Genomic DNA, 20,383 nt, shown 5'->3' with positions numbered 1-20,383 from the left:
ACTTCGTGCAGGCATGCTCCCCGCCACCCCAGGGGACCGCCCATGCCGTCCGAGTTCACCGTCTTCCTCGTCGCCGACAGGCTGCTCGCCAACGGCGAGCGGCCCAGCCTGCGCAAGGTGCGCGAGGCCATCCCAACCGGCGGTTCCCCCCGCGAGGTTTGCAAGCACCTGCGCGCCTGGCGGAAGAAGCGCAGCTACGACCCCAAGCTCGAACCCACCGACATGACCAAGGGCATGAAGGAAAAGGGGCAGGCGCTCGCCATGGAACTCTGGAAGCAGGCCAAGCGCGAGGCCACCCAGGCGTTCGCCCGCGAGCGTGCCGCCGCCGAGGCCGACGCCGCCGACGAGAATCAGGACCGCGAGCACCTGCTCGGCATGATCGAGACCCTCCAGGCCGAGAACGTGGCCCTGCTCGCCCGCGCCGAGGCCGCCGAGGCCGGGAGCGGTCGCGTCCAGGCGCGCCTAGCGAAGGTCGAGTACCAGCTCGACCGCTTCCGTGCCGAGGAGTTCAGGGACCGTGTCATGCAAGAGATAGCCGAGCTCCTCGCCGAGCGCGGTCCCCTAACGCCGACCGAGATCCTGCCGGAGCTCAGGGCCGCGACGCTGCGCGGCGCCACCTTGCACAAGGAACCCCTGACGGCGGGCACGCTGAAGAAGAAGATGGATGTCCGCGTCTTCCACGGACGGTACTTCGAGCCGCAGGACGAGGGTCGCTACGCCCGAAAGGCCAGCTGATCGCGGCCAGGAACGCTTGACTGGGGAGTGGATGTCGTATTCCCTGGCCATCGCCGCATACGCAGGCGACGGGGAACGACCCCGCCCATCGTGGGAAGCAATGTCCGGGTCGGCCCGGCTCTCTTAGGAGGGCCGCATGGCCTGGATCTATCTCGTCGGCGCAGGTTTCCTGGAAATCGTCTGGGCCTACGCCATGAAGCAGTCCGAGGGCTTCACCCAGATTGGTCCGACGCTCGTCATGGCGGCGGGCATGGTCGGCAGCTTCTGGCTGCTCGCGGTAGCCATGCGCACGCTGCCCTTGGGCACGGCCTACACCATCTGGACCGGCATCGGCGCGGTGGGCGCCTTCGTCGTCGGCATCGCCGTGCTGGGCGAGCAGGCGAGCCCCATGCGCATTCTCGCCGCGGCGCTCATCGTCTGCGGCCTGGTGACGATGAAGCTTTCCACCTCCCAGTAGACACGGCGGCGCCCGCTCAAGGCGACCAGCGGGCGGTCGCGAGGCCCTCGACCAGCGCCGTCACCACGGCATCGACCCGCGCGACCCGGCGCAGGTCCTCGTGGGTCAGCACCCAGAGCGTCGAGGCGAGGTCGAGGACGTCGCTGCCCGGCAGGCGCACGAGTCCCTCGGAGGCCTCGCCGAGGTAGCAGGGGAGCAGGGCGAGGCCGATGCCCGCGCGCGCCAGGTCGCGCAGGGCGACGAACGTGTCGGCCCGGAGCACCGGCTCGCAGTCCAGCAGGTTTGCCCGCAGCCATCGGGCGGCGGCGGTGTCTTGCAGAGAGGCGTCGGGCCGGAGCCACGCGTGGTCCGCGAGGGCGGTGTCCGGCGGGCGTCCGTCCAGATAGGCCGGCGCACCGTAGACCGCGTAGGGGACGACCGCGAGTTGCCGGCCGATCAGGCTCTCGGGCGGCGACTTGGGGGTCGGCCGCAGCGCGATGTCCGCCTCGCGCCGGGTTAGGACGGCGAAGGCGTTCGCGGTCGACACCTCCAGCGTGATGCCGGGGTGCGCCGCCCGCACCGATGCCAGCGCCCGCGGCAGGACCGAGGCGACGAGCGTGTCCGTGGTCGAAAGGCGCACCGTGCCGGTGAGCCTGCGGTCGAGCCCGGCCGCGCGGCGCTCGACGTCGTGGATGACCCCGTCGACGGCGGCGAGGCCCCGCACCATCTCCTCGCCGGCCGCCGTCGGGACGTAGCCCCAGGGATGGCGGTCGAACAGCCGCACGCCCAGGCGGGTCTCGTAGGCGCCGAGGCGGCGGAGCACCGTCGAGTGGTTGACCCCCAGGGCGCGCGCCGCGGCCGCGAGCGACCCGGCCTGCGCGACGGCCAGCACGTAGCGAAGGTCGTCCCAGTCGCCCCTGTGCATTTCCGCGGATGATATCGGCAAACTCGCAACTCCCCATGCGTCAGAGCACAGGGTACATCATGACGGTGCGCAAGCGAGACAATTCTCCATCGGGAGCCGAGACATGACCCAAACCCCCGCCGCCTACGGCACGACGCTGCTCCGCGTGACGCTCGGCTTCGCCCTCATCGCCCACGGCCCGTATCTCAAACCCTTCGTCTTCGGCATGGACGGGGCCTCGGCGTTCTTCGACAAGCTCGGCCTGCCCGGCCCGCTCGCCTGGGCCGTCATGGCCGTCGAGGCCGTGACCGGGCTGATGCTGGTCCTGGGCCTGCAGACCCGCTACGCCGCGCTCGCCGCGCTCCCGGTCCTGCTCGGCGCGACCTGGGCCCACTCCGGCAACGGCTGGCTGTTCACCAAGGGCGGCTGGGAGTACCCGGCGTTCTGGGCCCTGGCGCTCGCCGCGCAGGCCCTGTTGGGCAACGGCGCGCTCGCGCTCTCGAACGCCCTCGGCCATCCGGATGCCCTCGGGCGGTTCCCGAAGGCGCAACCTCTTGCGGCCCGACAGGCAGCGTAGCCTCGTCCGGCAACCGGACCTAACGACAAGAGCGCCGCGACCGGTTCGCGGCGCCCTCGCTTGTCCCGCCCTCGGCAACGCTTCGCGGCGCCGGAAAGGAAATACGTTCATGGTGCCGCGGCATCCCGGCTCTCGATGACCGAACGACTTCACGCCCCCGTCTCCCGCGCCGACGCCATCGCCACCCAGACGCCGCCGGACGGCCTGGCCCTCCTGCGCTGGTTCGTCTCCGCCGCCGCCATGGGCGTCCTGCAGGCGGCAGCTCCGGTCGCGTTCTCGCTGGTCGCACTGGGCCTGACCGGGGACGCCAGCGGCGGGGCAGCCATTGTCCTTGCCATGACGCTCGCGCAGGTCGTCGGCGCCGTGCCCGTCGCCCGGCTCGGCACGGCCATGCGCGCGGCGGCGTTCCTCAGGATCCTGGTCGGCATCCGCACGCTCGCGCTAGGCTGCATGGCCGTCCTGGTCTCGCGCGAGGTGGCGCTGCCGTGGCTCGTCGCCTGCGCGGCGGTCTCGGGATCGGTCAACGGCGCGGCCTACGGGTACCTGCGCTCCACGCTCAACCGGTTGACGCCCGAGGCTCGGTTGCCGCGCGCCCTCGGGATCGCGGCCACGCTCAACGAGGTGACCTTCGTGCTGGCCCCGGTCCTGGCGTCGGTGGTGGGCACTGTCTCCCCAGCCTTCGCGGTTGCCACCATCGCGGTGCTGGGCGCCGTTCCGGCTCTCCTGGTTCCCTCCGCAGGAGAGGCATGCGCCGGTGACGCGCCGGAGACCGGTGGTTCGGTCGTCAGCGCTCCCATGCTGCTTTGGCTGCTGTGCGCGACCGCGGGCGGCGCCGCGGTGGCGGCCATCGAGATCGGGGCCGTCGCCCTCGCGCTGAGCTTCGGCCACGAACCGGCGATGGCCATCCTGTTCACGGTCCCCCTGTGCCTGGCCTCCGTGGCGGGCGGCGTGTGGGTCAGCGTCCGGAATCTGAAGGCTTCCCGCACATCCGTCCTGGCCCAGTTGTCGGTGATGACGGTCGGCTCGCTGCTCGCGGCCCTCGATGCGTCCCTCGCCCTGACCGTGGCCGGCGCCGTGCTGATGGGCTTCGTCCTGGCACCCCTGGGTACCTACTACTCGCTCGTGTTCGACGCGCTCGCCCCGGCGCACAGGCGTGCCGAGGCGTTCGCCCTCCTGCGCACGGCGAACTCGGTCGGCATCATCCTGGCCAGCGCGGTCCTGACAGTGGCGTCCCTCCCGGTGACCCTGGCGGCCGTCGCGGGCATGATGCTGGCCGTGACTTCGTTGGTCGGCTTCACCCACCGGAGGGCGCGAAGCGAGCCGCGGCCCGCCACCGCCGATTAGCGCAGCGAACCGCCGCTTCCGACCCCGACCGGGCCGTTGCGGGACCGAGGTAGTCATCCCATCCAGATGTTCTCGACGGACGCTCCGGTCCCGCTTTGACCGCGGTCGCTCATCCACTTGCCGTAGGGGCCGATGCAGCCCATCCCGACCGCCACGACCTTGCCTGACGGCTACTCGGCGGTGCCCGCGGGCCACATCGCCACCGTGGTCATCAGCCCTGAAATGTTGGCAGCGCCTTCCCCGGCGCCCAAAGCGACCCTTCCCGCAGCGTTGGAGCTACGGCCGCTCGACCGTTCGACGTCGGACGTCTACCGCACGCTGTTCGTGCGACGGAAGCGCCGGGTCATGCCTATCTCTGACTTACACTGTCCCAGCAATGGCCGCGCTCAACGGCCAGCCTGGTTGTTTGAATTCTAATGCTTTTCTGATCTTGATGGTAAGTGCAAGCGCCAATCCCAACCAATACCTGGCTGAATTCAGCCGGTTATCATAAAGCAACTGACATTTATCGTCGCACACGAGGTGCAGCTTGCTTTTTGGGCGTTCTCCGTGGTGTCGGCCGCATCCTGCGTCGACGCTCCCACCCGGAGGACGACGATGAACAACGACGCTCTCAAGACGCTCGTGGCCCAAGAGCTCGCTGCCATGAAGAACGGCGGCAAGGTCGCCGCGCAGGCCACCGACGAGATCCGGCACGACGCCCACCATCCCGACCTCAAGGCGGCCCTGGAGCAGGGCAACCAGACTTCGCAGCAATGGGCGCAACGCATCGACCAGGCCCTGCAGGAGGCGGGCGGCAGCGGCGAGCAGAAGAACCCGGTGCTGGAAGGCCTCTACGAGGTCAGCCGCCAGATCCGCCAGCAGGCGCCCGATGACGATTCGCGCGACCTCGGCATCATCGCCACCGGCCAGCTCGCACTGCACTACTGGATCACGGCTTTCGGCACGATCCGCGCCTACGCCGAGCAGGCCGGCTTGAGCGGAACGGCGCCAGCGATGCAAACCTCCCTCGACGAGGCCAAGGCGGCCGACGAGCGGCACAACGAGATCGCCGCCACGATCATGGGCGCCTGAGCGACCGACCAACCCTCGGGGTCCCGCGACGCGCAGCATGTGGCTCCAACGCATGCTGCGCGAAGCCGATGTGATCCACTTGGTAAGCCGACGCCGCTCGATACGCTTGAGCCGGCGCCAGGCCGCCTCACGGCGATGACCGGTGCCTTTTCGTCTCCGCCGATGCGACCACCAAAGCGGCGAGGCCGACGGCGACGGCGTCCTCGGCAAGGCCCCGGGCTCGTCCTGTAGATGTCCGCGAGTCCCCGCCCCGGGCGCCTCGCCCGAGGAGCGTGCCCGCGACCGCGCCGGCGACGCCGGCCAGTGCGCCGTACTCGGGCGAGGCACGCCGGCCGGCCAGGACCCAGCCACCGACCGCGCCGATGGCGAGCCGGAGCGCGAACGAAGGCGGGATGCGGCGGTCGGGTGCGAACGGCATCTTGTCGCCGGCCATCTCGGCCGCGGCGGCCGTCGTGGCAAGAGCCCGCGCGCCCGGACCGGCGGGGATGAAGTCGCCGCGCGTCCGGCCCTGCGATGCCGCCCACGTCAGCGCGGCGCAGGCGGACATGCTGCGCATCCCCGCCACGAACCCGATGCCGAACGAGGCCCCGTATTCCCGCATGTTCGCCGCCCCTTGCCCGAGATGCCCCGACCGGATGGCAAAGCGGCTGCGTCGGCCGGTGTTCCGCGCGAGCTACGCCGGGGGTCATCAACGACGGAGGCGGGACGCTCTTCGACCGGGCGCGGTCGCAAGCCTGACCCGCGACCGCCGGCCGACGGCTCGTGGCGGTTGGGCGTGTTCCCGGTCCGGTCGCGGCCCGCCTTGTCATGCGACTTCGCGAACGCCTCGCTCCCGCGCATACGCGGCCGGCGGAAGGCCCACATGGCGGGAGAACGCCACGCTGAACGTGCTCGCGGAGCCGTAGCCTACCCGCGCGGCCACCTCGGCGACGCCGCCGCCCTCGCGACGCAGGAGGTCCTTCGCCAGGACCATCCGCCAGTCGAGGAGGTACTCCATCGGCGCGACCCCGACCGCTCGCCTGAACCGCTCGAAGAACACGGAGCGCGAGAGCCCCGCCTCCTGCGCCATGCGCGCGACGGTCCATGACGCGGTCGGTCGCTCGTGCATCCTGCGCAGGGCCGCGGCCAGGCGCTCGTCGCCGAGCCCCCGCACGAGGCCCGGCGACGTCGCGGGACCGTTCATGGAGCGCAGTGCCTCGATCAGCATGACCTCCAGCAGCCGCGTCAGGATGAGGTCGCGCGCGGGCCTGCGCTGGCGCGCCTCCTCGCCGACGAGGTGCACGAGGGAGGCGAGCCTGGTCTGGCCCCGGACCTCGACGAGGCTCGGCAGGAGCGACACCAGCAGCCCAGCATCGGGCGAGCCGAAGGTGCAGTAGCCGACGAGCAGCCGGACGTCCGCCGGCCCATCCTCATGCCCGATCCGGAACTCGCCGGGCCGCATCTCGACCGGCATCGTCTCGGAGCCTTCGGTCGGGGGCGTGGGGCTCGACATCTCGAACGCGTCCGCGGCCGGGACGAGGACAAAGTCCCCCGGCTCCAGGATCACCCTGTCACGCCCCCGGACCGCCAGGCCGCAGGATCCATCAAGGACGGCGCAGTAAAACGGACGACCGTGCTCCGCCCGGCGAACGCGCCACGGGCCCGAGCCGCTCACGGACTTGGAGAACGCGGCGCTCGGCCGGAGGAGGGTGACGACATCGGCGAGCGGATCGGCCATTTCCGGACTGACGCTAATAAGATCGGGACGTGCGATTGTAGCCCGTCCCGCAGGCCGGATCTATCCAACGACGGTCACAACTTGTTGGAGCCGACATGCAAACCGTCCTGATCACCGGCTGCTCGTCCGGGTTCGGTTTGAGACCGCCCGCCTCTTCCTAGACCGGGGGTGGAACGTGGTGGCCACCATGCGCACGCCGCGCGAGGTGAACCTGCCCGCCACCGATCGCCTGCGCGTGCTCGCCCTCGACGTCACCGACGCGGCGAGCATCCGCCAAGCCGTCGAGGCCGCCGGGCCCATCGACGTCCTGGTCAACAACGCCGGCATCGGCTGGCTGAACGCACTTGAAGGCACGCCGATGGACGTCGTGCGCGAGATCTTCGAGACGAACACGTTCGGAACGTTCGCCATGACCCAGGCGGTGCTGCCGCAGTTCCGGGAGCGCAGGGCTGGCGTCGTCGTGAACGTCTCTTCGAGCGTCACCCAGAAGCCCCTGCACCTGCTCTCCGTCTACACGGCGAGCAAGGCCGCGGTGAACGCCTTCACGGAATCCCTGGCCCTGGAGCTGGAGCCGTTCGGCGTGCGGGCGAGGCTCGTCATCCCCGGACGGGCGCCGGAGACGGCCTTCGGGCAGAGCGCACGGTCCCGCATGACGGGGGGCTTCCCCGAGCCCTATGCCGACCTGGTGCAGAAGGTCTTCGCGTCATGGCAGCAGCAGCCCGAGACCGAGGTGACACGCCCCTTCGACGTGGCCGAGGCGGTCTGGCGCGCCGTGACCGACCCGGCCTGCCCGATCAGCCTGCCCGCCGGCGCCGATGCCGTCGTCCTGGCCGGTCGCGCCGCCTGAGGCGGCGTCGGCTCGCATACGCGCTCACCAGGTGATCAAGGGGGTTCGACCGAGCCACGCGTCGGCATCGACTTGGTCGAGCACAAAGCGCGCGACGTCCTCGCGGGTGATGCTCCCGCCATGGAAGCCTGACAGGTCGGTGAGCGCCCGGACGGCGCCACGGCCGGCCTTATCGCTCAGGACGGCGGGACGGACGAGCACCCAGTCGAGGCCGCTCCGCCTGACGATGGCCTCCTGGCGGTCCTTGTCGGCGTAGACGTGGCGTAGGAGCAGCGGGAAGATCAGGCGGTCGAAAGCGAAGCCGCCGTGCCCCCGACTGTCACCCGCACCGATTCCCGTGATCGCGACGAGGCGCGCAACTCCCTCGGCCTTCATGGCGTCGACCAGGGTACGGGTGACCTCGGACAGGAGCGTCACCTGCCGGAACGGGCTTGCCGGCGTGCCTAGCGCGCTCACCACCGCGTCCCGCCCCCTCAGAGCCTCTCGCAGCACCTTCGGGTCGCGGGCGTCGCCCACCGCCAGCCTGGCACCAGGGAGGACGTCTGCCTTCCCAGGTGAGCGCACCAACGCCGTCACGTCGAAGCCGCGTGCCGGGCCTGGGCGACGATCCGCCTGCCCGTCCCGCCGGTGGCGCCGAGAACCAGGATCTTCGGTCGGGGTTCGCTCGATACGGTTTGCATGGCTGCCTCCGGGAAGCTGGCTGCTTCTCACGAGGCCAAAGCTAGCGATCCGTGAATGGGCGAATAGTCGTACGATATAGACGTACCGTTCCACATGCGAGACGGCTGGCGCACGTTGGCTGCCAACCCTGGAAGAGCTTCACGGGCTGATTACGCGAGCGCGAGCCGCTGATCGAGGACGCCCGCCGCACCTTCGATGACGCGCAGGCTTCGGGGCGCCGGCCCGTACTCACGTGCCGATGTAGGACGCCAACTCGTCCGGCGTGCCCTGCGGAAACGCCTGCTTCAGGTGGTCGAGGAACGCCGAGACGCGGGCGCTGAGCAGCCGGCGGGAGGGGTACAGTGTCCAGAGCGCGATGTCGGGCCCCTCGACGTCGCCCCAGTGGACCAGCCTGCCCGCGGCCAGGTCGTGGCTCACGAGCGAGATGGGGAGCGAGGCGGCCCCGACGCCGGCCCGGACCGCGTCGCGGACCATGATCATCGACGACAGCCTGAGGACCGGCTCGAACGGGATGCGCGGCGTCCCGTCCTGCACCTTCACCTTCCAGCTGTCGCCACCGCCCGGACCGCGCACCACGGCCGGAACGGGCCGGTTGCCCCGAGGCTGCCCGAGGGCTGGACTGGCCACGACGACCAGCCGGTCGCGCAGGAAGACGCGGCCGACCAGGCTTTCGTCGGTCTCCGGGTTGACCCGAATCACGAGGTCGTAGCCCTCCTCGACCATGTCGACGGCCCGGTCATCCGTCGTGACCTCCAGCCGGACCTCCGGGTGCTTCACGGCGAACTCGGCCGCGAGCTTTCCCATGGCCACCTGCGAGAACAGGAGTGGCGCGCTCACCCGCAGCCGGCCGCGCGGCTTCGCGCCGCCCGAGGCGATGGCCGCCGCGGTCTCGTCGAGCTCGGCCAGCAGCATCCCAGTCCGTTCGTGGAGGGCCCGCCCCTCCTCGGTGAGCGTCAGCGTGCGGGCGCCGCGTTCGAACAGACGGAGTGCAAGCGCGCCCTCCAGTTCCGAGACCCGGCGCGACAGCGTCGCCTTCGGGCGTCCGGCCGCCCGAGCGGCGCGCCCGAACCCGCCATGGCGGGCAACGAGGTTGAAGTCGGCGAGGGCGAGAAGGTCCATGCGTTCCACCAGCGAGACGGACCGTCCAGATATAGTGTCTGTAAGTACGAACGTGGATCGCTAATTTCCGTCCTGTCAACAGCAGCAACCCGGAGAGATCCCATGACCATTCTCGTCACCGGCGCCACCGGCACCATCGGCCGCCATGTCGTCGACAATCTCGCGAAGCGCGGCGCCGACGTGCGTGCCCTCGTCCGCGATCCGGCCAAGGCGGGACTTCCGGCCGGCGTGGCCCTGGCGCAGGGCGACCTGCTCGACGTCGACGCCCTTCGCGGCGCCTTCCAGGGCGTCTCCACGCTCTTCCTGCTCAACGCCGTGGTGCCCGACGAATTCACCCAGGCGCTGATTGCCCTCAACGTCGCCCGGGAGGCCGGCATCAAGCGGGTCGTCTACCTGTCGGTGATCCACAGCGACGTCTACGTGAACGTGCCCCACTTCGCGGGCAAGTTCGGCGTCGAGCGGATGATCGAGGCGATGGGCTTCGAGGCCACCATCCTGCGCCCCGCCTACTTCATGAGCAACGAGATGACGGTCAAGGACGTCGTCCTCCAGCATGGCGTCTACCCCATGCCCATCGGCGCCAGGGGTTTGGCCATGGTCGACGCGCGCGACCTCGGCGAGGTCGCCGCTCTCGAACTCATCCGCCGGGAGCGGGCTGACGGGCCGCTTCTCCTGGACCGGATCAACGTCGTCGGGCCCGAGACGCTGACGGGCGAGGCCGTGGCCGCGATCTGGTCGGAGGTGCTGGGCCGCCCGGTCGCCTACGGCGGCGACGACACCGCCGGGTTCGAGCAGAACCTCCGGCAGTTCATGCCGGGCTGGATGGCCTACGACATGCGCCTGATGGCCGAGCGCTTCCTGACCGACGGCATGGTCCCGGAGGCCGGCGACGTCGAGCGCCTGACCTCGCTCCTGGGCCGCCCGCTGCGCACCTACCGCAACCTGGCGGCCGAGATCGCGGCCTCGGCCTGACGGACGGCGCTCACGCCACCCCATCGAAGGACCATCGTCATGATCTATTCGACCGCAACCGTCCCGGTGAACCCCGAGGGCGAGGCTCCCCTAACCCGCGCGCAGGCCTGGGCGGGCCTCGTCCTCAAGGCCCGCGACGCCCGCCAGTTCCTGCCGCCGGGGCTCTGCACACGTTGCGAAGTGGTGGAGGAGAGCGCCACGCATATCGTGCGCGAGGCCACCATCGGGGGTGTCGACCTGCGCGAGATCATCGCATTCGAGGCCGGGGCCAAGGTGACCTTCTTCCAGGCCACCGGCCCGCGGGAAGGGGCCATCGTCAACGAGCTGTTCGAGGACGAGGAGGGCGCGCTGCAGCTTCGGTTCTACTGCTACCTCGGCCTGCGCGGGAAGGAACCGGGCGGTCGCGAGGAGCAGGCCGAGCAGGCGCAGTTCGACGGCGGCAAGGGCTACAAGGCTGCGCTGCTGTCGACGCTGAAGCGTACCCGCGAGCTGCTCGCCTAGAGCGCGCTTTAAGGGCGCCGAGGCGGGGCTGCCTCGACACCGGGAAGCTGGCCATCGGTCCGGGCGTCCGTGCATTGCTTCGTTCGGCTTGGCGGCATGAAGCGCGCTTCATGCCGGCCGGCCTCAGTCGGTTGCCGACCGGTAGGAACGGAGTTCATAGACGATGGAGCGGTGCGACGGACGCCAACCGAGTTCGCGCTCCGCCTTCTCCCCCGAGACGACCTGATCGCACGCTATGGCGTCGGCGAACGCCCAAAGCACCGAACGCGCGTACTCGAGCGCCCATGCTTCCACCCGCCCCCCGGCACCGGCCCCCTCGCTCGCCGCTCGCGCGATCTCGATGAGGGGCGTCGCCGCTCCGTGGACGCCGTTGAAGACCGAACCTGCCGGTGCCCGTTCGAGCGCGAGCGCGTAGAGGTCGGCGAGGTCGTCGGCGTGCACCGTCGTCCAGCGGTTCCGCCCGTCGCCGACGTAGCGCGCCACGCCGTGCTCCTCGGCCGCGCCAACCATCATCATCGCGGTGCCGCCCCGGTTGCCATAGACCCAACCCGGCCGGATCACGACCGGGTGAATCCCGTGGTCCGCCGCGCCAAGGATCTCCCGTTCGAGGGCTTCGCGGAAGCGGACGAGTTCGACCGCACTCAGCGGGCTGTCCTCGGTCGCGGGCGTGTCGCCGGTCGACCCATAGACCAAGCAGCCGCTCGTATAAACGAACCGCTTGGACGTTCCGCGGAGCCCGCCGATGATCGCGCGCACCGCCGTCTCATCGTAAGCCGCCGTGTTCAGGTCGCCCGGCGAGGCGGCATGGACGACGGCATCGACCCCGTGGACGGCGTCGGCGACGCTGGCCCCATCGGAGAGATCTCCGTGAACGACCGTGAAGCCCTCGCCTCCCAGCTTGGCCGCACTCCTCTCCGAGCGGGCGAGCCCGACGACTTCGTGGCCGCCCCGTTTCAGGCGTCGTGCCACGGCGCCCCCGATCAACCCCGTCGCCCCTGTCACCAAAACTCGCATGCCCGCCACCACCTTGACTTCGACATGGCCGTTTAAGCGGACCTGGGGACCGGATGGAAATCGTACGTTCTGATGTGACGGTATCGCTCGCGCCGATGGCTTCAGACCGCCGCGGCGACCTCGGCGACGACATCGCGCAGCCACGCGGTGGCCGGGTGCGCGTCAGCTCGCCGGTGCCACATCAACGCGAGCGGCCAATCGGGCAGTATGACCGGCGGCTCGTGCACGGTGATGCCGACCCCGACGTCGGCACACCGCCGGGCGACGCGGGCGGCGAGCGTTGCGACGAGGTCGCTCTCGGCGACGATGAAGGGCGCGACCAGGAATTGCGGCAGGCTCAGCACCACGCGGCGTTTGAGCCCCAACTCGGCGAGCTTGCGGTCGACCAGTCCCGCGCCGTCACCTTCGGGTGAGACCAGGAGGTGCGGCACGGCCACGAAGGCTTCGAGGTCGACGCCGTCCGCGAACGCGGGGTGCCCGCGCCGGGCGACGCAGGCGAAGCCTTCCCGGAGCAGCGGCTGCGTGAGGATGCGCGCCGATGCTTCGACCGGAACGCCGACGGCGAGGTTCGCCTCGCCGCTGTCGAGGAGTTCCACCGCCTCGCCCCGGCCGAACATCCCGCGCACGCGCAGGTCGATGCCCGGCGCCTCGTCGCCGAGGCGCGCCAGCAGCGGCGGCAACAGGACGAACGCGGCGTAGTCGCTCATCGCGAGCGTGAACGCACGCTCGGCGGTTGCGGGCTCGAAGCCGTCGGCCTGCAACGCGCCGCGCACGAGGCGCAGCGCATCCGCCACGGGGCCGGCGAGGTCGTCGGCGCGGGCCGTGGGCCGCATGCCTGACGGGGTCCGCACGAACAACTCGTCGCCCAGCAATTCCCGCAGGCGGGTGAGGGTGCCGCTCATGGCGGATTGGCTGAGACCGATGCGCAGCCCGGCACGCGTCACATGGCGCTCGGCGTAGAGGGCGTCGAACGCCTTCAGCAAGTTCAGGTCGAAGCTGCCTATATCCATACGCGTCCTTGGGTCGTCAGCTCGGCGGCCGCTTCCCCTGTTGGGGGTTCGAAAACGGATTGCCTCGAATCCATCCGTTCCACCCGTAGCTCACTGCCTCACCAGCCAGGCCGCAAGCGGAAGTTCCCGGTTTCTGTACAGGGGCGGGCGCACCCGCTTCATCAGGGGAGCGTGATGGTCGCGATCTTCCTGCTGCCCCAGTCGACGATGCTGCGCCTCTCGCGCGAGGCAGGCTGCAGCGTGACACTGGCTGAGGCCCTGGCGGCGCAGCTTTGACCGGGTACGAGGGCCGAACGCGCGCCCGACCAGGCACCTGTGATGCGCTGCCTGGCGGAACTGGTGATCCTGGTCGGCGTCACCGACTCGACCGTGGCCGAGCGCGTGCCCGCCGCCCGACGGTACCCAGACCCGGTCCACCTCGTTCCACCGGGACCTATCGCGGAACGCGTGGTGGCCACCGCTGATGGCGGCCGCCTGGCCATGGGCTTTCTTCTCGTACTCACCACGAACGGGGACGAGCCGAATATCGCCTCCGCGGGTCCGGGCACCATGCTGCTGACGTGGACCTGCATCACAACAACAAGAAAGGGCCGCTCAAAGACCGAGCGGCCCTCTCTCACTCTAAGTTGCCACGACGCGGAACTTTGGTGTTCGAACGCGGGACACTCGTTCGGCTATCACCTGATTCGGGGTGTCCTGGAGTTTCGGCAATCCGGCCAGGGAAAAGTTCACCAGACCGGAAGAGGCCGCTTGCAGGGGCGCCGGGGACCCGGCAACCTGAGCTCCTCCTTGAACGGGAAGCCCCCGCCATGATTGCCCTCTCGAAACGGAAGAAACCCGCCACCGCCGCCTGAGCCCCTCGCTCGGCGTGCTCACGCGCGTCCCGTTTTCAGAGAGCACTTCCCCGATGACGAACACCGGCTTCACGCAGGCGTCGCAGATCCGCGCCTTGCTCCTCGACCCGTCCCCGATCTGCGGCCCCCGCGAGCCCCGGTCGCCCCTCACGCTGCAGCAGCGTCAGTTCGGCGGCGAAGATCTCATGTGGGACGCCCGGTCCGACCAGCACGCCCGGCTGGATCCGCTCGTCAGGCGCGAGGACCTCCCGCGCGAGTGTCGGCTCGCCATTCAAGCGGCGCTCACGAAGCCGACCGCCGCGACCGCACTGCGGGCCGAGCGGGCGCTGCTCGTCGCCTGCGAGAAGAAGGGGGCGCCCGAGCATCTCGCCACTCCGCTCTACGACGCCGCGCAGATCATGCCCTACTACGCGGCCGCCTTCGGCAGCGCGGAAGCGGCCGCGCGGATCAGCGCCCGGTCGCTCGATGTCGCCTGGCTGCACCTGCGCGGCAATGACCTCGGCCGGGGCTGGCTCGCGCTGCGGGCGGCCCTGCTGTGGGCGAGCGACGCTCAGGAGGATCTCCGCGACGTCGAGTATACGCCCCGGCCTCTGTTCGACCGGCTGACCGCATTCGATTTGCAGGCGCTCTCGTTTGCCCGCGCATTCGCAGTCATCGCCAAGGCCGAGCGGATGATCGCCGACGAGGATGCCATCTTGCGCGGCGGCGCCGGGGCGCAGGGAGGAGCCACGCCCGAGGTCGACGACCTGCCTGGGTTGGAGGAGATGCCTTCGCTGGGCGAGTACCTCGCTGCGGCGAGCGAGCCTGCGCCTCAGGCTCCTCCGCCCACCCGGCCGGCTCTGTCGCGCGTCGTCATCACTTACGTGGATCACCTCCCAAAGCCGTCGAAGTACGCGGTCGAGCGCGGGGATAGCCCTCGGGCCCTGGCCGAGCCGTTCGCGGGAAAGGCGCTTCCACTCGCGCCGCCGCCGAACCCTGCCGCCTTTGCGGCAAGGCTGAACGCGGAGTTCCCGTGGGCGCAAGAGGTCAATGAGCTCTACGCCAACGCGCTCGTCGGCGCGACCTTCGCGGCCCTGCCGCCCCGCATCCTCGTCGGCGGCGCCGGTGGCGGCAAGACCTCGTGGGCCAGGGCGGCCTTCGAGGCGGCCGGGCTGACCTCGACGCTGTACTCCGGCGCCGGCGTCGCGGACGGCGGCACGTTCTCGGGGACGTCCAGGCAGTGGAGCACCTGGCGCTTGGGCGTGTCGCTCCAAGCTTTGCTCCGTGCTCAGGCCGCGAGCGTGGGGATCATCGTCGATGAAGTGGAGAAGGGGACGCATGACAGGCGGCACGGGCGCCTCGACGAGACGCTCCTTGCCTTCCTGGAACGGAGCTCAACGGCTCGCCGCATCTTCGATCCCGCCCTGGAGTGCGAAGTCGACCTCAGCGGAGTCTCCTACATCCTCACGGCGAACGACCTCGCGGGGCTGTCCCGGCCGCTCCTCGACCGGGCCCCGCCGATCCGGTGGCCAATGCCACGGGCCGAGGACCTGCCCATCGTCGCCGGCAGGATCCTCGCGGATCTCCGCCGGGAGCGCGGGCTCGCCGAGGCGTGGTTGCCGGACCTCGATGGCCAGGAGCTCGACCTCCTCTCCGACCGGTGGAAGGGGGGCAGCCTGCGGCCCCTGCGCCGGCTCGTCGAGGCAGTGATCTCGGGCCGCGAGGCCTTCGCCAGGTCGATGCCGAACTGAAGGGGGATGCCATGCACACCGACCTGCACATCATCGCGTCCAGGATCCAGACCGCGTGGGAAGCCCGCCGGATCTGCAGCCTCGTCGGCAGGGGCTGCCGCGCCAGGGTCGTGCGCCTCGGCCGTCTCGCCTCCGCCGGGCGGATCGAGCCCACCCTGGCCCTGCAGCTCGCCCGTGAAGTGGAAGCTCTGGCCTTTTGCTTCCTCCCTCTGCCTGCGGAGGACCAAGATGATCGTGGATGAGTTCTACAGGATTGGGGCAGACGCCATCCATGAGCATGACTTCAACAGGAGCTTTACTGTCACAAGCGTCGTTCCTTCTTGGAGCGGCCCCGTCGTGCAGTGGCGCCCTATCAAGGGCAAGCGGCTCGCGCCGGATCCCGAATTCGATCACCTCCGGCCGGCGGCCGTCCTCGATGCCCTCGCCCGGACGCTCGCGCACCGCTGGGCGAGCGGGCGGCCGCTGTGCCCCCTGGACTGGAAGCAGCGGCTGACGTCCGGAATGCCGCAGCTGTTCCCCTTCGAGCCCGAAGTCGGCAACGGCTGGATCTGGCTAATCGCATCGGCCGCGAACCACCTCTCCGCCGTGAACACCTGCAACGACATGCGGACACATGATCTGAAGGACAAGTACGGCACTTTGAGGTGGGATATTGCCTCTGTGGAATTTCATCAAGAAGTGGAGGAATACACGAGTTGCGTTGATAGATTGTCAGGATATATCTGCGAGGATTGCGGCGCTCCAGGAGCGATACAGTCTCTCAGGGGGTGGGATCGGTGCGTGTGCAGTCGACATGCCGTCCCCTCGATCCGTTGAGATCTACCGGAACCGGGTGCGGCGCTGCTGGTCGGTGCGGGTCGGCGGGCGGGTCGTGGGGCACGTCCAGGAGATCACGCTGGCCGGCGTGACGCTCAGGGCGTCGGAGGCGGGGCGGCTGCGCTGCCTCCGGACCGGGGCCCGCGACGTCCATGCGTGGGCCAGCGGCGAGGTGGCGGAGGGGGCCCGGCCGCCGGGCGCGGTGCGGCTCCGGTACCAGCTGGATGAGCCCGGGTTCCGGGCGGGAGGGAGGGTCGTCACCGCCGCGGCGGCGGTCTGGTTCGAGGCGGATGGGTTGGCGTGGATCGAGGGAGGCGGCTGTGAAGATCTGGATTTTCAGCGACCTGCACACGGACGCGACGCCCTGGACGCCGCCCGAGGGGCTGGCATGTGACCTGGCGATCTGTGCCGGCGACGTCGCCGATGGCCTGACGAAGCGATCCATCCCATGGCTGCGAGAGCACGTCGTCCCGAGGGCGCGGGAGGTCGTCTACGTCCCGGGCAATCATGACTTCTGGCGGACCCGATACCCGGATGAGATCGCGGCCGCGCGCGAAGCCTCGATCATCGCAGGTATTCGCATGCTCGACTGCGGACAATCCTTTAATTTTGAGGGAACTAAGATCATCGGGGCGACCTTGTGGACTGACTACCGGATAACGGGTCACCTGGCCATGGCGCGTTCTATTGCTGGAGATCGCCAGGCCGGGATGCGAGATCACAGGCTGATCCAGACAAGGGATGCCCGCGGGGTCCCGGCGCCGTTCCGGCCGGCCGCGGCTGAGGAGCTCCACCGGCAGCACCGCGCAAGGGTCGAGCGCGCCCTGGCCGAGCCATGGGACGGGACCCGGGTCGTCGTCTCGCATCACGCGCCTCACGCTAGGTCGCTCCTCCATGGCGAGGTCAGGGAGATGATCGATGCGGCGTATGGCTCAGATCTGAGCTCGATCCTGGAAAGGCCGCACGCGCCGGATCTCTGGGTCCACGGGCATATCCACGCCTCGCGCGACTACCAGATCGGCCGGACGCGGGTCATCGCGAACCCCCGCGGGCACGACACGTCGCACCGCAAGCGCGACGGAACGTGGGTCTCCGAGCTGGAGAACCCATCCTTCGATCCAGCTCTCATCCTGGAGATCTGAAGATGCGCCATCTCATCCTTGCGGCCGCCCTCCTCGCCGGGGCGGCCGTCCCCGTCGAGGCCGCCTTCACGACCAAGCTCTCCGACAACCAAGGCCGGACGGCGAGCCTGCGGTGGGAGCCCGGGCCAGGGGGCGTGCGGTGGAGCCTGGCGTGCCTTGACGGGAGTGACCCGCGGCGGCCGGTCGAGCTCTTCACGTACCGGGGCGTCGCGCCGGTCGAGGACGGCTTCGTCGAGGGGCGGTTCGCGGATCCGGCGCTGCCCGGCAGGTTCGTCCTCGCGACGAGGGGCCTCTCGCCCTACTTCCAGATCTGGCTTGAGGGCTGCCCGGCGAACGGCCGGGCCGTCCTGATCCGCCGGGTGCCCTAGGCGGCCGGGGGCTCCTGCTGCGCGAGGACCCACTCGATCCGGGCGACCTGGCGCTGCGCCGCGAGCTCGGCCTGCCCCCTTGAGCCGTACATCGCCTGCCCCCAGGGTGGCGATCGCCTCGGCTCCGGAGGATGGCAGCTTGGGACCCTCGTTGTAATTGCTCATGAATTACGCCTGATGCAACCGAACACGGCTTCGGTATCGTTTCGATGCAGGGCGGGCCCGGCGTTGATCCGGCCCCGCGGGGGAGGCTCAGATCCCGTCGAGCCAGGGCTCGCTGTCATCCCCGGCCCCGGCACGGCCCTGGGCGGCGGCTCACACGATGAAGCCCGGCGGAGGGCCTTGAGCCCGAGGGGCGTCATAAGAGCCTGATGGCGCCGCTGGATCGAGCCGTCCGAGCGCGGGATGGGGCCACGGGGTCCCGGCCTGGATGGGCATCACGAACCCCGGGAAATCATCCGGGCCAAGAAGGACTTCGCGCAGACCGCCAGCTCATCGGGCCGGTGGCGCCGGTGGCCGTCGCCGAGGCGGCCAGCGAGCGTGCCAACGGCGTCGTGCGTCAGACTGTGATGTCGATCCCGGGCCGCATCTTCCGCGGAATGGCGGGCTTCTCCGACTACAAGGTCCGCCGGTAGTACGAGCCGGCGACCCGCACCTGCAGGGCTGCCCTGGGGGAGGCGCAGAAGGCCGAGGCCAAGTTCATCCGCGATGCATCATAGGGACGTCTTTGACGACAACGACCTCGACGTCCTGAAGGACCTCACCGCGCCCGGCATCGAGGTCCTGTTCGACGGGATAAAGCGGGCGACGCAGGCGCTCGTCCCGAACGAGCCGGCGCCGATCGCCGACTGGATCGAGGGCAACCTAGTCAACCCGAACGGGCCCTGGCCGCGACCGGTCGAGCTCGACGTCGTCCAGCGCGCCGTCGCCTCCGCCTTCCAGGGGGAAGGGGCTTGGCGCATCAACTGGCTCAAGCCGCCCCACGCCGGGTCGAGCACGCTGCTCGCCCTCATCCACATCTACTTCGGCGCGCACGAGGGCCACGACACCATCTTCTACGAGCGGTCGGACGGCGACGCCCAGAAGTAGCACGATGACCGCCTCTACCCGATCCTGACGTCCTCGACCGCCCTCGTCGGAGTCTTGCTGTGGATCAACACCCAATCGTTACCCCAGGCTGGATCAGGGGCAAGCCCTTGAAGCTAAATTGGAAATACTAATTCAAGTGGGGTCCCGATCGGCGCCGATCGCGACACCACTTGGAGCCAGTTATTTAATGCACCATCAATGTTTTGGGTAAAAATCATTGTAGGGGTTCGCTTCGTGCTGATACACAAACAAGCGATTCATGCTGCAAAAATTAACTACCGAAACAATTTACGTCAAAATATAGCTAATTGTGTTACGCAATATCCGGAATTACATCACATGATTGCTTGAAGTTGTACGATTTTAGCGGTGCTTCAATGACCGTAACATGGTTGGATTGGTTCGCATGGACACGATGCGAACTGCAACGTAAAATTTACCGGACTGCTAATTTGCGGCTCCCCAACGATCTGAAGACACCGGAGGGTGCCATGCGCGTCCTCACATCCCGATGCGCTATGAAGGCAGTAGAAGCACAGCGCACCGGCGAAATTTTACCTGAAGTGGAACGCTTCCTCTCGGTGCTGTGCTCTTATTTTGTAGTTGATAACAGCGATACAAATGCAATATCAACTCGTAATTTGAGATTGGAACGTCATTTAGTACCGCATCTAGTGAAATTGGCGCTAGAAGAACCCGAGATCGCTGAATGGTTAGAGCTTTGTCGCGAATTTCCAATTCTATATATCGATTTTCCGATGAATTCCTGGATGATTTCACAATCTGTGCAGGTGGGAGCGATATTCGTAGATAACGGGGTTGCTGAAATGCACGATCTCGCGGTTGGATTTGGCGATCTACGTCATCCCACCATCTCGGTTGTGCTGGCACCAAAGGACACGAGGTGCAAGCGCCGCCTCGTTTGGGAAATGGGAACGGAGAATGTTCACGATGAGTTGTTGGGCGGCGCTTTAGATGATCTTGCCGGTCAAATACCATCAACTCGAGATTTGATCGCGGCAAGCGGCTTGGCATTGTCTGATTTTTGCCGCTTGATGGAGAAAATGGTCGGAGCAGTACTTTTCCAAGAAAATTCACTTCAGGCAGCAGCAGCACCAGCAATGTGGGCCAACCAACTGCCGTCTGATCGTGTACGGCGTGCCGCGTGCTTACGAGAGGGCGCCAATCGCAATAATAGTGATGAGGTTCGCTCTCTGTTTAGGATCGTAAGAATTGGCCTTGTGCCAGATACCGCACGGAGAGGCCTCCCGAAGGCCGCGACTATTTCTCAGCATAGTCCGCTGCTCTGCCCGGTTTGGGTGCGTGGACATTGGCGCAATCAACGACATGGGTCAGGCCTATCCGAGACTCGCCGAATTTGGATCGATCCTCATCATAAAGGCCCAAGAGACGGACTCGCGAGGCAGCTAATGAACCTGATTGAGTCTTGATT

22 protein-coding genes and 2 pseudogenes are annotated in these 20,383 nt (G+C 68.5%); 17 read left to right on the top strand and 7 right to left on the bottom strand.

The genetic code is table 11. The annotated features are described in order from the left end of the window. The first annotated feature begins 42 nt into the window (after positions 1–42). Entirely contained in the window at positions 43–735 is a 693-nt protein-coding gene (locus HPY23_RS32125; RefSeq protein WP_200602005.1) for a DNA-binding protein, read from the top strand. A 136-nt stretch (positions 736–871) separates the two neighbouring features. Next, positions 872–1,192: a DMT family transporter gene (locus HPY23_RS32120; protein WP_099954476.1), complete on the top strand. Its 321-nt coding sequence runs from the start codon at positions 872–874 to the stop codon at positions 1,190–1,192. Between the two features lie 16 nt (positions 1,193–1,208). Here HPY23_RS32120 and HPY23_RS32115 read toward each other — a convergent pair whose 3' ends face one another. Beyond that, the gene (locus HPY23_RS32115) at positions 1,209–2,096 is read right to left on the bottom strand and encodes a LysR family transcriptional regulator (protein ID WP_099954475.1); all 888 of its coding nucleotides are present in this window, start codon (positions 2,094–2,096) and stop codon (positions 1,209–1,211) included. A gap of 103 nt (positions 2,097–2,199) precedes the next feature. Here HPY23_RS32115 and HPY23_RS32110 point away from each other — a divergent pair, with 103 nt between their 5' ends. From HPY23_RS32110 to HPY23_RS32100, 3 genes are all read left to right on the top strand, one after another. Next, a complete protein-coding gene (locus HPY23_RS32110; protein ID WP_099954474.1) occupies positions 2,200–2,652 on the top strand; it encodes a DoxX family protein in 453 nt (150 codons plus the stop codon). A gap of 135 nt (positions 2,653–2,787) precedes the next feature. Further along, positions 2,788–3,996 (top strand): MFS transporter, encoded by a 1,209-nt coding sequence (locus HPY23_RS32105; protein ID WP_099954473.1) that lies wholly within the window; start codon positions 2,788–2,790, stop codon positions 3,994–3,996. A 597-nt stretch (positions 3,997–4,593) separates the two neighbouring features. After that, the gene (locus tag HPY23_RS32100; RefSeq protein ID WP_099954472.1) at positions 4,594–5,070 is read left to right on the top strand and encodes a YciE/YciF ferroxidase family protein; all 477 of its coding nucleotides are present in this window, start codon (positions 4,594–4,596) and stop codon (positions 5,068–5,070) included. Between the two features lie 127 nt (positions 5,071–5,197). On the opposite strand, the gene HPY23_RS32095 is transcribed toward HPY23_RS32100, so the two are convergent. Together HPY23_RS32095 and HPY23_RS32090 are read right to left on the bottom strand one after the other, a co-directional pair. Beyond that, positions 5,198–5,671 (bottom strand): hypothetical protein, encoded by a 474-nt coding sequence (locus HPY23_RS32095; protein ID WP_099954471.1) that lies wholly within the window; start codon positions 5,669–5,671, stop codon positions 5,198–5,200. 204 nt (positions 5,672–5,875) lie between these two features. Then, the gene (locus HPY23_RS32090) at positions 5,876–6,787 is read right to left on the bottom strand and encodes an AraC family transcriptional regulator (protein ID WP_099954470.1); all 912 of its coding nucleotides are present in this window, start codon (positions 6,785–6,787) and stop codon (positions 5,876–5,878) included. Between the two features lie 95 nt (positions 6,788–6,882). On the opposite strand from HPY23_RS32090, the pseudogene HPY23_RS32085 reads away from it, so the two are divergent. Next, positions 6,883–7,634: pseudogene (locus HPY23_RS32085) on the top strand (SDR family oxidoreductase). 24 nt (positions 7,635–7,658) lie between these two features. On the opposite strand, the pseudogene HPY23_RS32080 reads toward HPY23_RS32085, so the two are convergent. Next, positions 7,659–8,314, bottom strand: a pseudogene (locus HPY23_RS32080) (NAD(P)-dependent oxidoreductase). A 229-nt stretch (positions 8,315–8,543) separates the two neighbouring features. After that, complete coding sequence (locus HPY23_RS32075) at positions 8,544–9,434, bottom strand: LysR family transcriptional regulator (RefSeq protein ID WP_099954469.1); 891 nt, start codon at positions 9,432–9,434, stop codon at positions 8,544–8,546. Between the two features lie 102 nt (positions 9,435–9,536). Here HPY23_RS32075 and HPY23_RS32070 point away from each other — a divergent pair, with 102 nt between their 5' ends. Beyond that, positions 9,537–10,406 carry an SDR family oxidoreductase gene (locus HPY23_RS32070; RefSeq protein ID WP_099954468.1) on the top strand — a complete coding sequence of 290 codons (870 nt, stop codon included), beginning with the start codon at positions 9,537–9,539 and terminating at the stop codon, positions 10,404–10,406. Positions 10,407–10,445: 39 nt separating this feature from the next. Continuing rightward, positions 10,446–10,907, top strand: coding sequence for an SRPBCC family protein (locus tag HPY23_RS32065; RefSeq protein WP_099954467.1), 462 nt, complete (start codon positions 10,446–10,448; stop codon positions 10,905–10,907). Between the two features lie 123 nt (positions 10,908–11,030). Here HPY23_RS32065 and HPY23_RS32060 read toward each other — a convergent pair whose 3' ends face one another. Continuing rightward, on the bottom strand, positions 11,031–11,921 hold the full coding sequence (locus tag HPY23_RS32060) for an NAD-dependent epimerase/dehydratase family protein (RefSeq protein ID WP_099956666.1): 891 nt from the start codon (positions 11,919–11,921) through the stop codon (positions 11,031–11,033). A gap of 101 nt (positions 11,922–12,022) precedes the next feature. Next, the gene (locus tag HPY23_RS32055) at positions 12,023–12,931 is read right to left on the bottom strand and encodes a LysR family transcriptional regulator (RefSeq protein ID WP_099954466.1); all 909 of its coding nucleotides are present in this window, start codon (positions 12,929–12,931) and stop codon (positions 12,023–12,025) included. Between the two features lie 907 nt (positions 12,932–13,838). Between HPY23_RS32055 and HPY23_RS32050 the strand changes: the two genes are divergently transcribed. The 9 genes from HPY23_RS32050 (at position 13,839) to HPY23_RS32020 (ending at position 20,381) form a co-directional block, all read left to right on the top strand. Beyond that, positions 13,839–15,515, top strand: a complete 1,677-nt coding sequence (locus HPY23_RS32050) for an AAA family ATPase (protein ID WP_099954465.1) — start codon at positions 13,839–13,841, stop codon at positions 15,513–15,515. Positions 15,516–15,526: 11 nt separating this feature from the next. After that, positions 15,527–15,757: a hypothetical protein gene (locus HPY23_RS32045; RefSeq protein ID WP_099954464.1), complete on the top strand. Its 231-nt coding sequence runs from the start codon at positions 15,527–15,529 to the stop codon at positions 15,755–15,757. Continuing rightward, positions 15,744–16,331, top strand: coding sequence for a hypothetical protein (locus tag HPY23_RS32040; protein ID WP_164712392.1), 588 nt, complete (start codon positions 15,744–15,746; stop codon positions 16,329–16,331). Before HPY23_RS32045 ends, HPY23_RS32040 begins: the two co-directional genes overlap by 14 nt. Further along, positions 16,309–16,725: a hypothetical protein gene (locus HPY23_RS34255; RefSeq protein WP_459564363.1), complete on the top strand. Its 417-nt coding sequence runs from the start codon at positions 16,309–16,311 to the stop codon at positions 16,723–16,725. Before HPY23_RS32040 ends, HPY23_RS34255 begins: the two co-directional genes overlap by 23 nt. Continuing rightward, positions 16,652–17,473, top strand: coding sequence for a metallophosphoesterase family protein (locus HPY23_RS32035; RefSeq protein ID WP_164712390.1), 822 nt, complete (start codon positions 16,652–16,654; stop codon positions 17,471–17,473). The genes HPY23_RS34255 and HPY23_RS32035 overlap by 74 nt, the downstream gene beginning before the upstream one ends. A 2-nt stretch (positions 17,474–17,475) precedes the next feature. Next, entirely contained in the window at positions 17,476–17,841 is a 366-nt protein-coding gene (locus tag HPY23_RS32030) for a hypothetical protein (protein ID WP_099954461.1), read from the top strand. Positions 17,842–18,353: 512 nt separating this feature from the next. After that, positions 18,354–18,476: a hypothetical protein gene (locus HPY23_RS33740; protein WP_268926701.1), complete on the top strand. Its 123-nt coding sequence runs from the start codon at positions 18,354–18,356 to the stop codon at positions 18,474–18,476. Between the two features lie 73 nt (positions 18,477–18,549). Then, a complete protein-coding gene (locus tag HPY23_RS32025; RefSeq protein WP_099954460.1) occupies positions 18,550–18,930 on the top strand; it encodes a hypothetical protein in 381 nt (126 codons plus the stop codon). Positions 18,931–19,421: 491 nt separating this feature from the next. Beyond that, positions 19,422–20,381 carry a hypothetical protein gene (locus tag HPY23_RS32020; RefSeq protein ID WP_123834348.1) on the top strand — a complete coding sequence of 320 codons (960 nt, stop codon included), beginning with the start codon at positions 19,422–19,424 and terminating at the stop codon, positions 20,379–20,381. The last annotated feature ends 2 nt before the right edge of the window (positions 20,382–20,383 follow it).

It is taken from the genome of Methylobacterium ajmalii, assembly GCF_016613415.1.
GTDB lineage: Bacteria > Pseudomonadota > Alphaproteobacteria > Rhizobiales > Beijerinckiaceae > Methylobacterium > Methylobacterium ajmalii.
This window is presented reverse-complemented; position numbering and strand designations above follow the sequence as displayed.

Bases quoted from the DNA above. Each gene is read 5' to 3' on its own strand.
- HPY23_RS32125 (WP_200602005.1), top strand. From the start codon at position 43: ATGCCGTCCGAGTTCACCGTCTTCCTCGTCGCCGACAGGCTGCTCGCC.
- HPY23_RS34255 (WP_459564363.1), top strand. From the start codon at position 16,309: ATGCCGTCCCCTCGATCCGTTGAGATCTACCGGAACCGGGTGCGGCGC.
- HPY23_RS32090 (WP_099954470.1), bottom strand. From the start codon at position 6,787: ATGGCCGATCCGCTCGCCGATGTCGTCACCCTCCTCCGGCCGAGCGCC.
- HPY23_RS32105 (WP_099954473.1), top strand. From the start codon at position 2,788: ATGACCGAACGACTTCACGCCCCCGTCTCCCGCGCCGACGCCATCGCC.
- HPY23_RS32025 (WP_099954460.1), top strand. From the start codon at position 18,550: ATGCATCATAGGGACGTCTTTGACGACAACGACCTCGACGTCCTGAAG.
- HPY23_RS32045 (WP_099954464.1), top strand. From the start codon at position 15,527: ATGCACACCGACCTGCACATCATCGCGTCCAGGATCCAGACCGCGTGG.
- HPY23_RS32020 (WP_123834348.1), top strand. From the start codon at position 19,422: ATGCGCGTCCTCACATCCCGATGCGCTATGAAGGCAGTAGAAGCACAG.
- HPY23_RS32060 (WP_099956666.1), bottom strand. From the start codon at position 11,921: ATGCGAGTTTTGGTGACAGGGGCGACGGGGTTGATCGGGGGCGCCGTG.
- HPY23_RS32120 (WP_099954476.1), top strand. From the start codon at position 872: ATGGCCTGGATCTATCTCGTCGGCGCAGGTTTCCTGGAAATCGTCTGG.
- HPY23_RS32065 (WP_099954467.1), top strand. From the start codon at position 10,446: ATGATCTATTCGACCGCAACCGTCCCGGTGAACCCCGAGGGCGAGGCT.
- HPY23_RS32115 (WP_099954475.1), bottom strand. From the start codon at position 2,096: ATGCACAGGGGCGACTGGGACGACCTTCGCTACGTGCTGGCCGTCGCG.
- HPY23_RS32110 (WP_099954474.1), top strand. From the start codon at position 2,200: ATGACCCAAACCCCCGCCGCCTACGGCACGACGCTGCTCCGCGTGACG.
- HPY23_RS32055 (WP_099954466.1), bottom strand. From the start codon at position 12,931: ATGGATATAGGCAGCTTCGACCTGAACTTGCTGAAGGCGTTCGACGCC.
- HPY23_RS32075 (WP_099954469.1), bottom strand. From the start codon at position 9,434: ATGGACCTTCTCGCCCTCGCCGACTTCAACCTCGTTGCCCGCCATGGC.
- HPY23_RS32100 (WP_099954472.1), top strand. From the start codon at position 4,594: ATGAACAACGACGCTCTCAAGACGCTCGTGGCCCAAGAGCTCGCTGCC.
- HPY23_RS32040 (WP_164712392.1), top strand. From the start codon at position 15,744: ATGATCGTGGATGAGTTCTACAGGATTGGGGCAGACGCCATCCATGAG.
- HPY23_RS32095 (WP_099954471.1), bottom strand. From the start codon at position 5,671: ATGCGGGAATACGGGGCCTCGTTCGGCATCGGGTTCGTGGCGGGGATG.
- HPY23_RS32050 (WP_099954465.1), top strand. From the start codon at position 13,839: ATGACGAACACCGGCTTCACGCAGGCGTCGCAGATCCGCGCCTTGCTC.
- HPY23_RS32030 (WP_099954461.1), top strand. From the start codon at position 17,476: ATGCGCCATCTCATCCTTGCGGCCGCCCTCCTCGCCGGGGCGGCCGTC.
- HPY23_RS32070 (WP_099954468.1), top strand. From the start codon at position 9,537: ATGACCATTCTCGTCACCGGCGCCACCGGCACCATCGGCCGCCATGTC.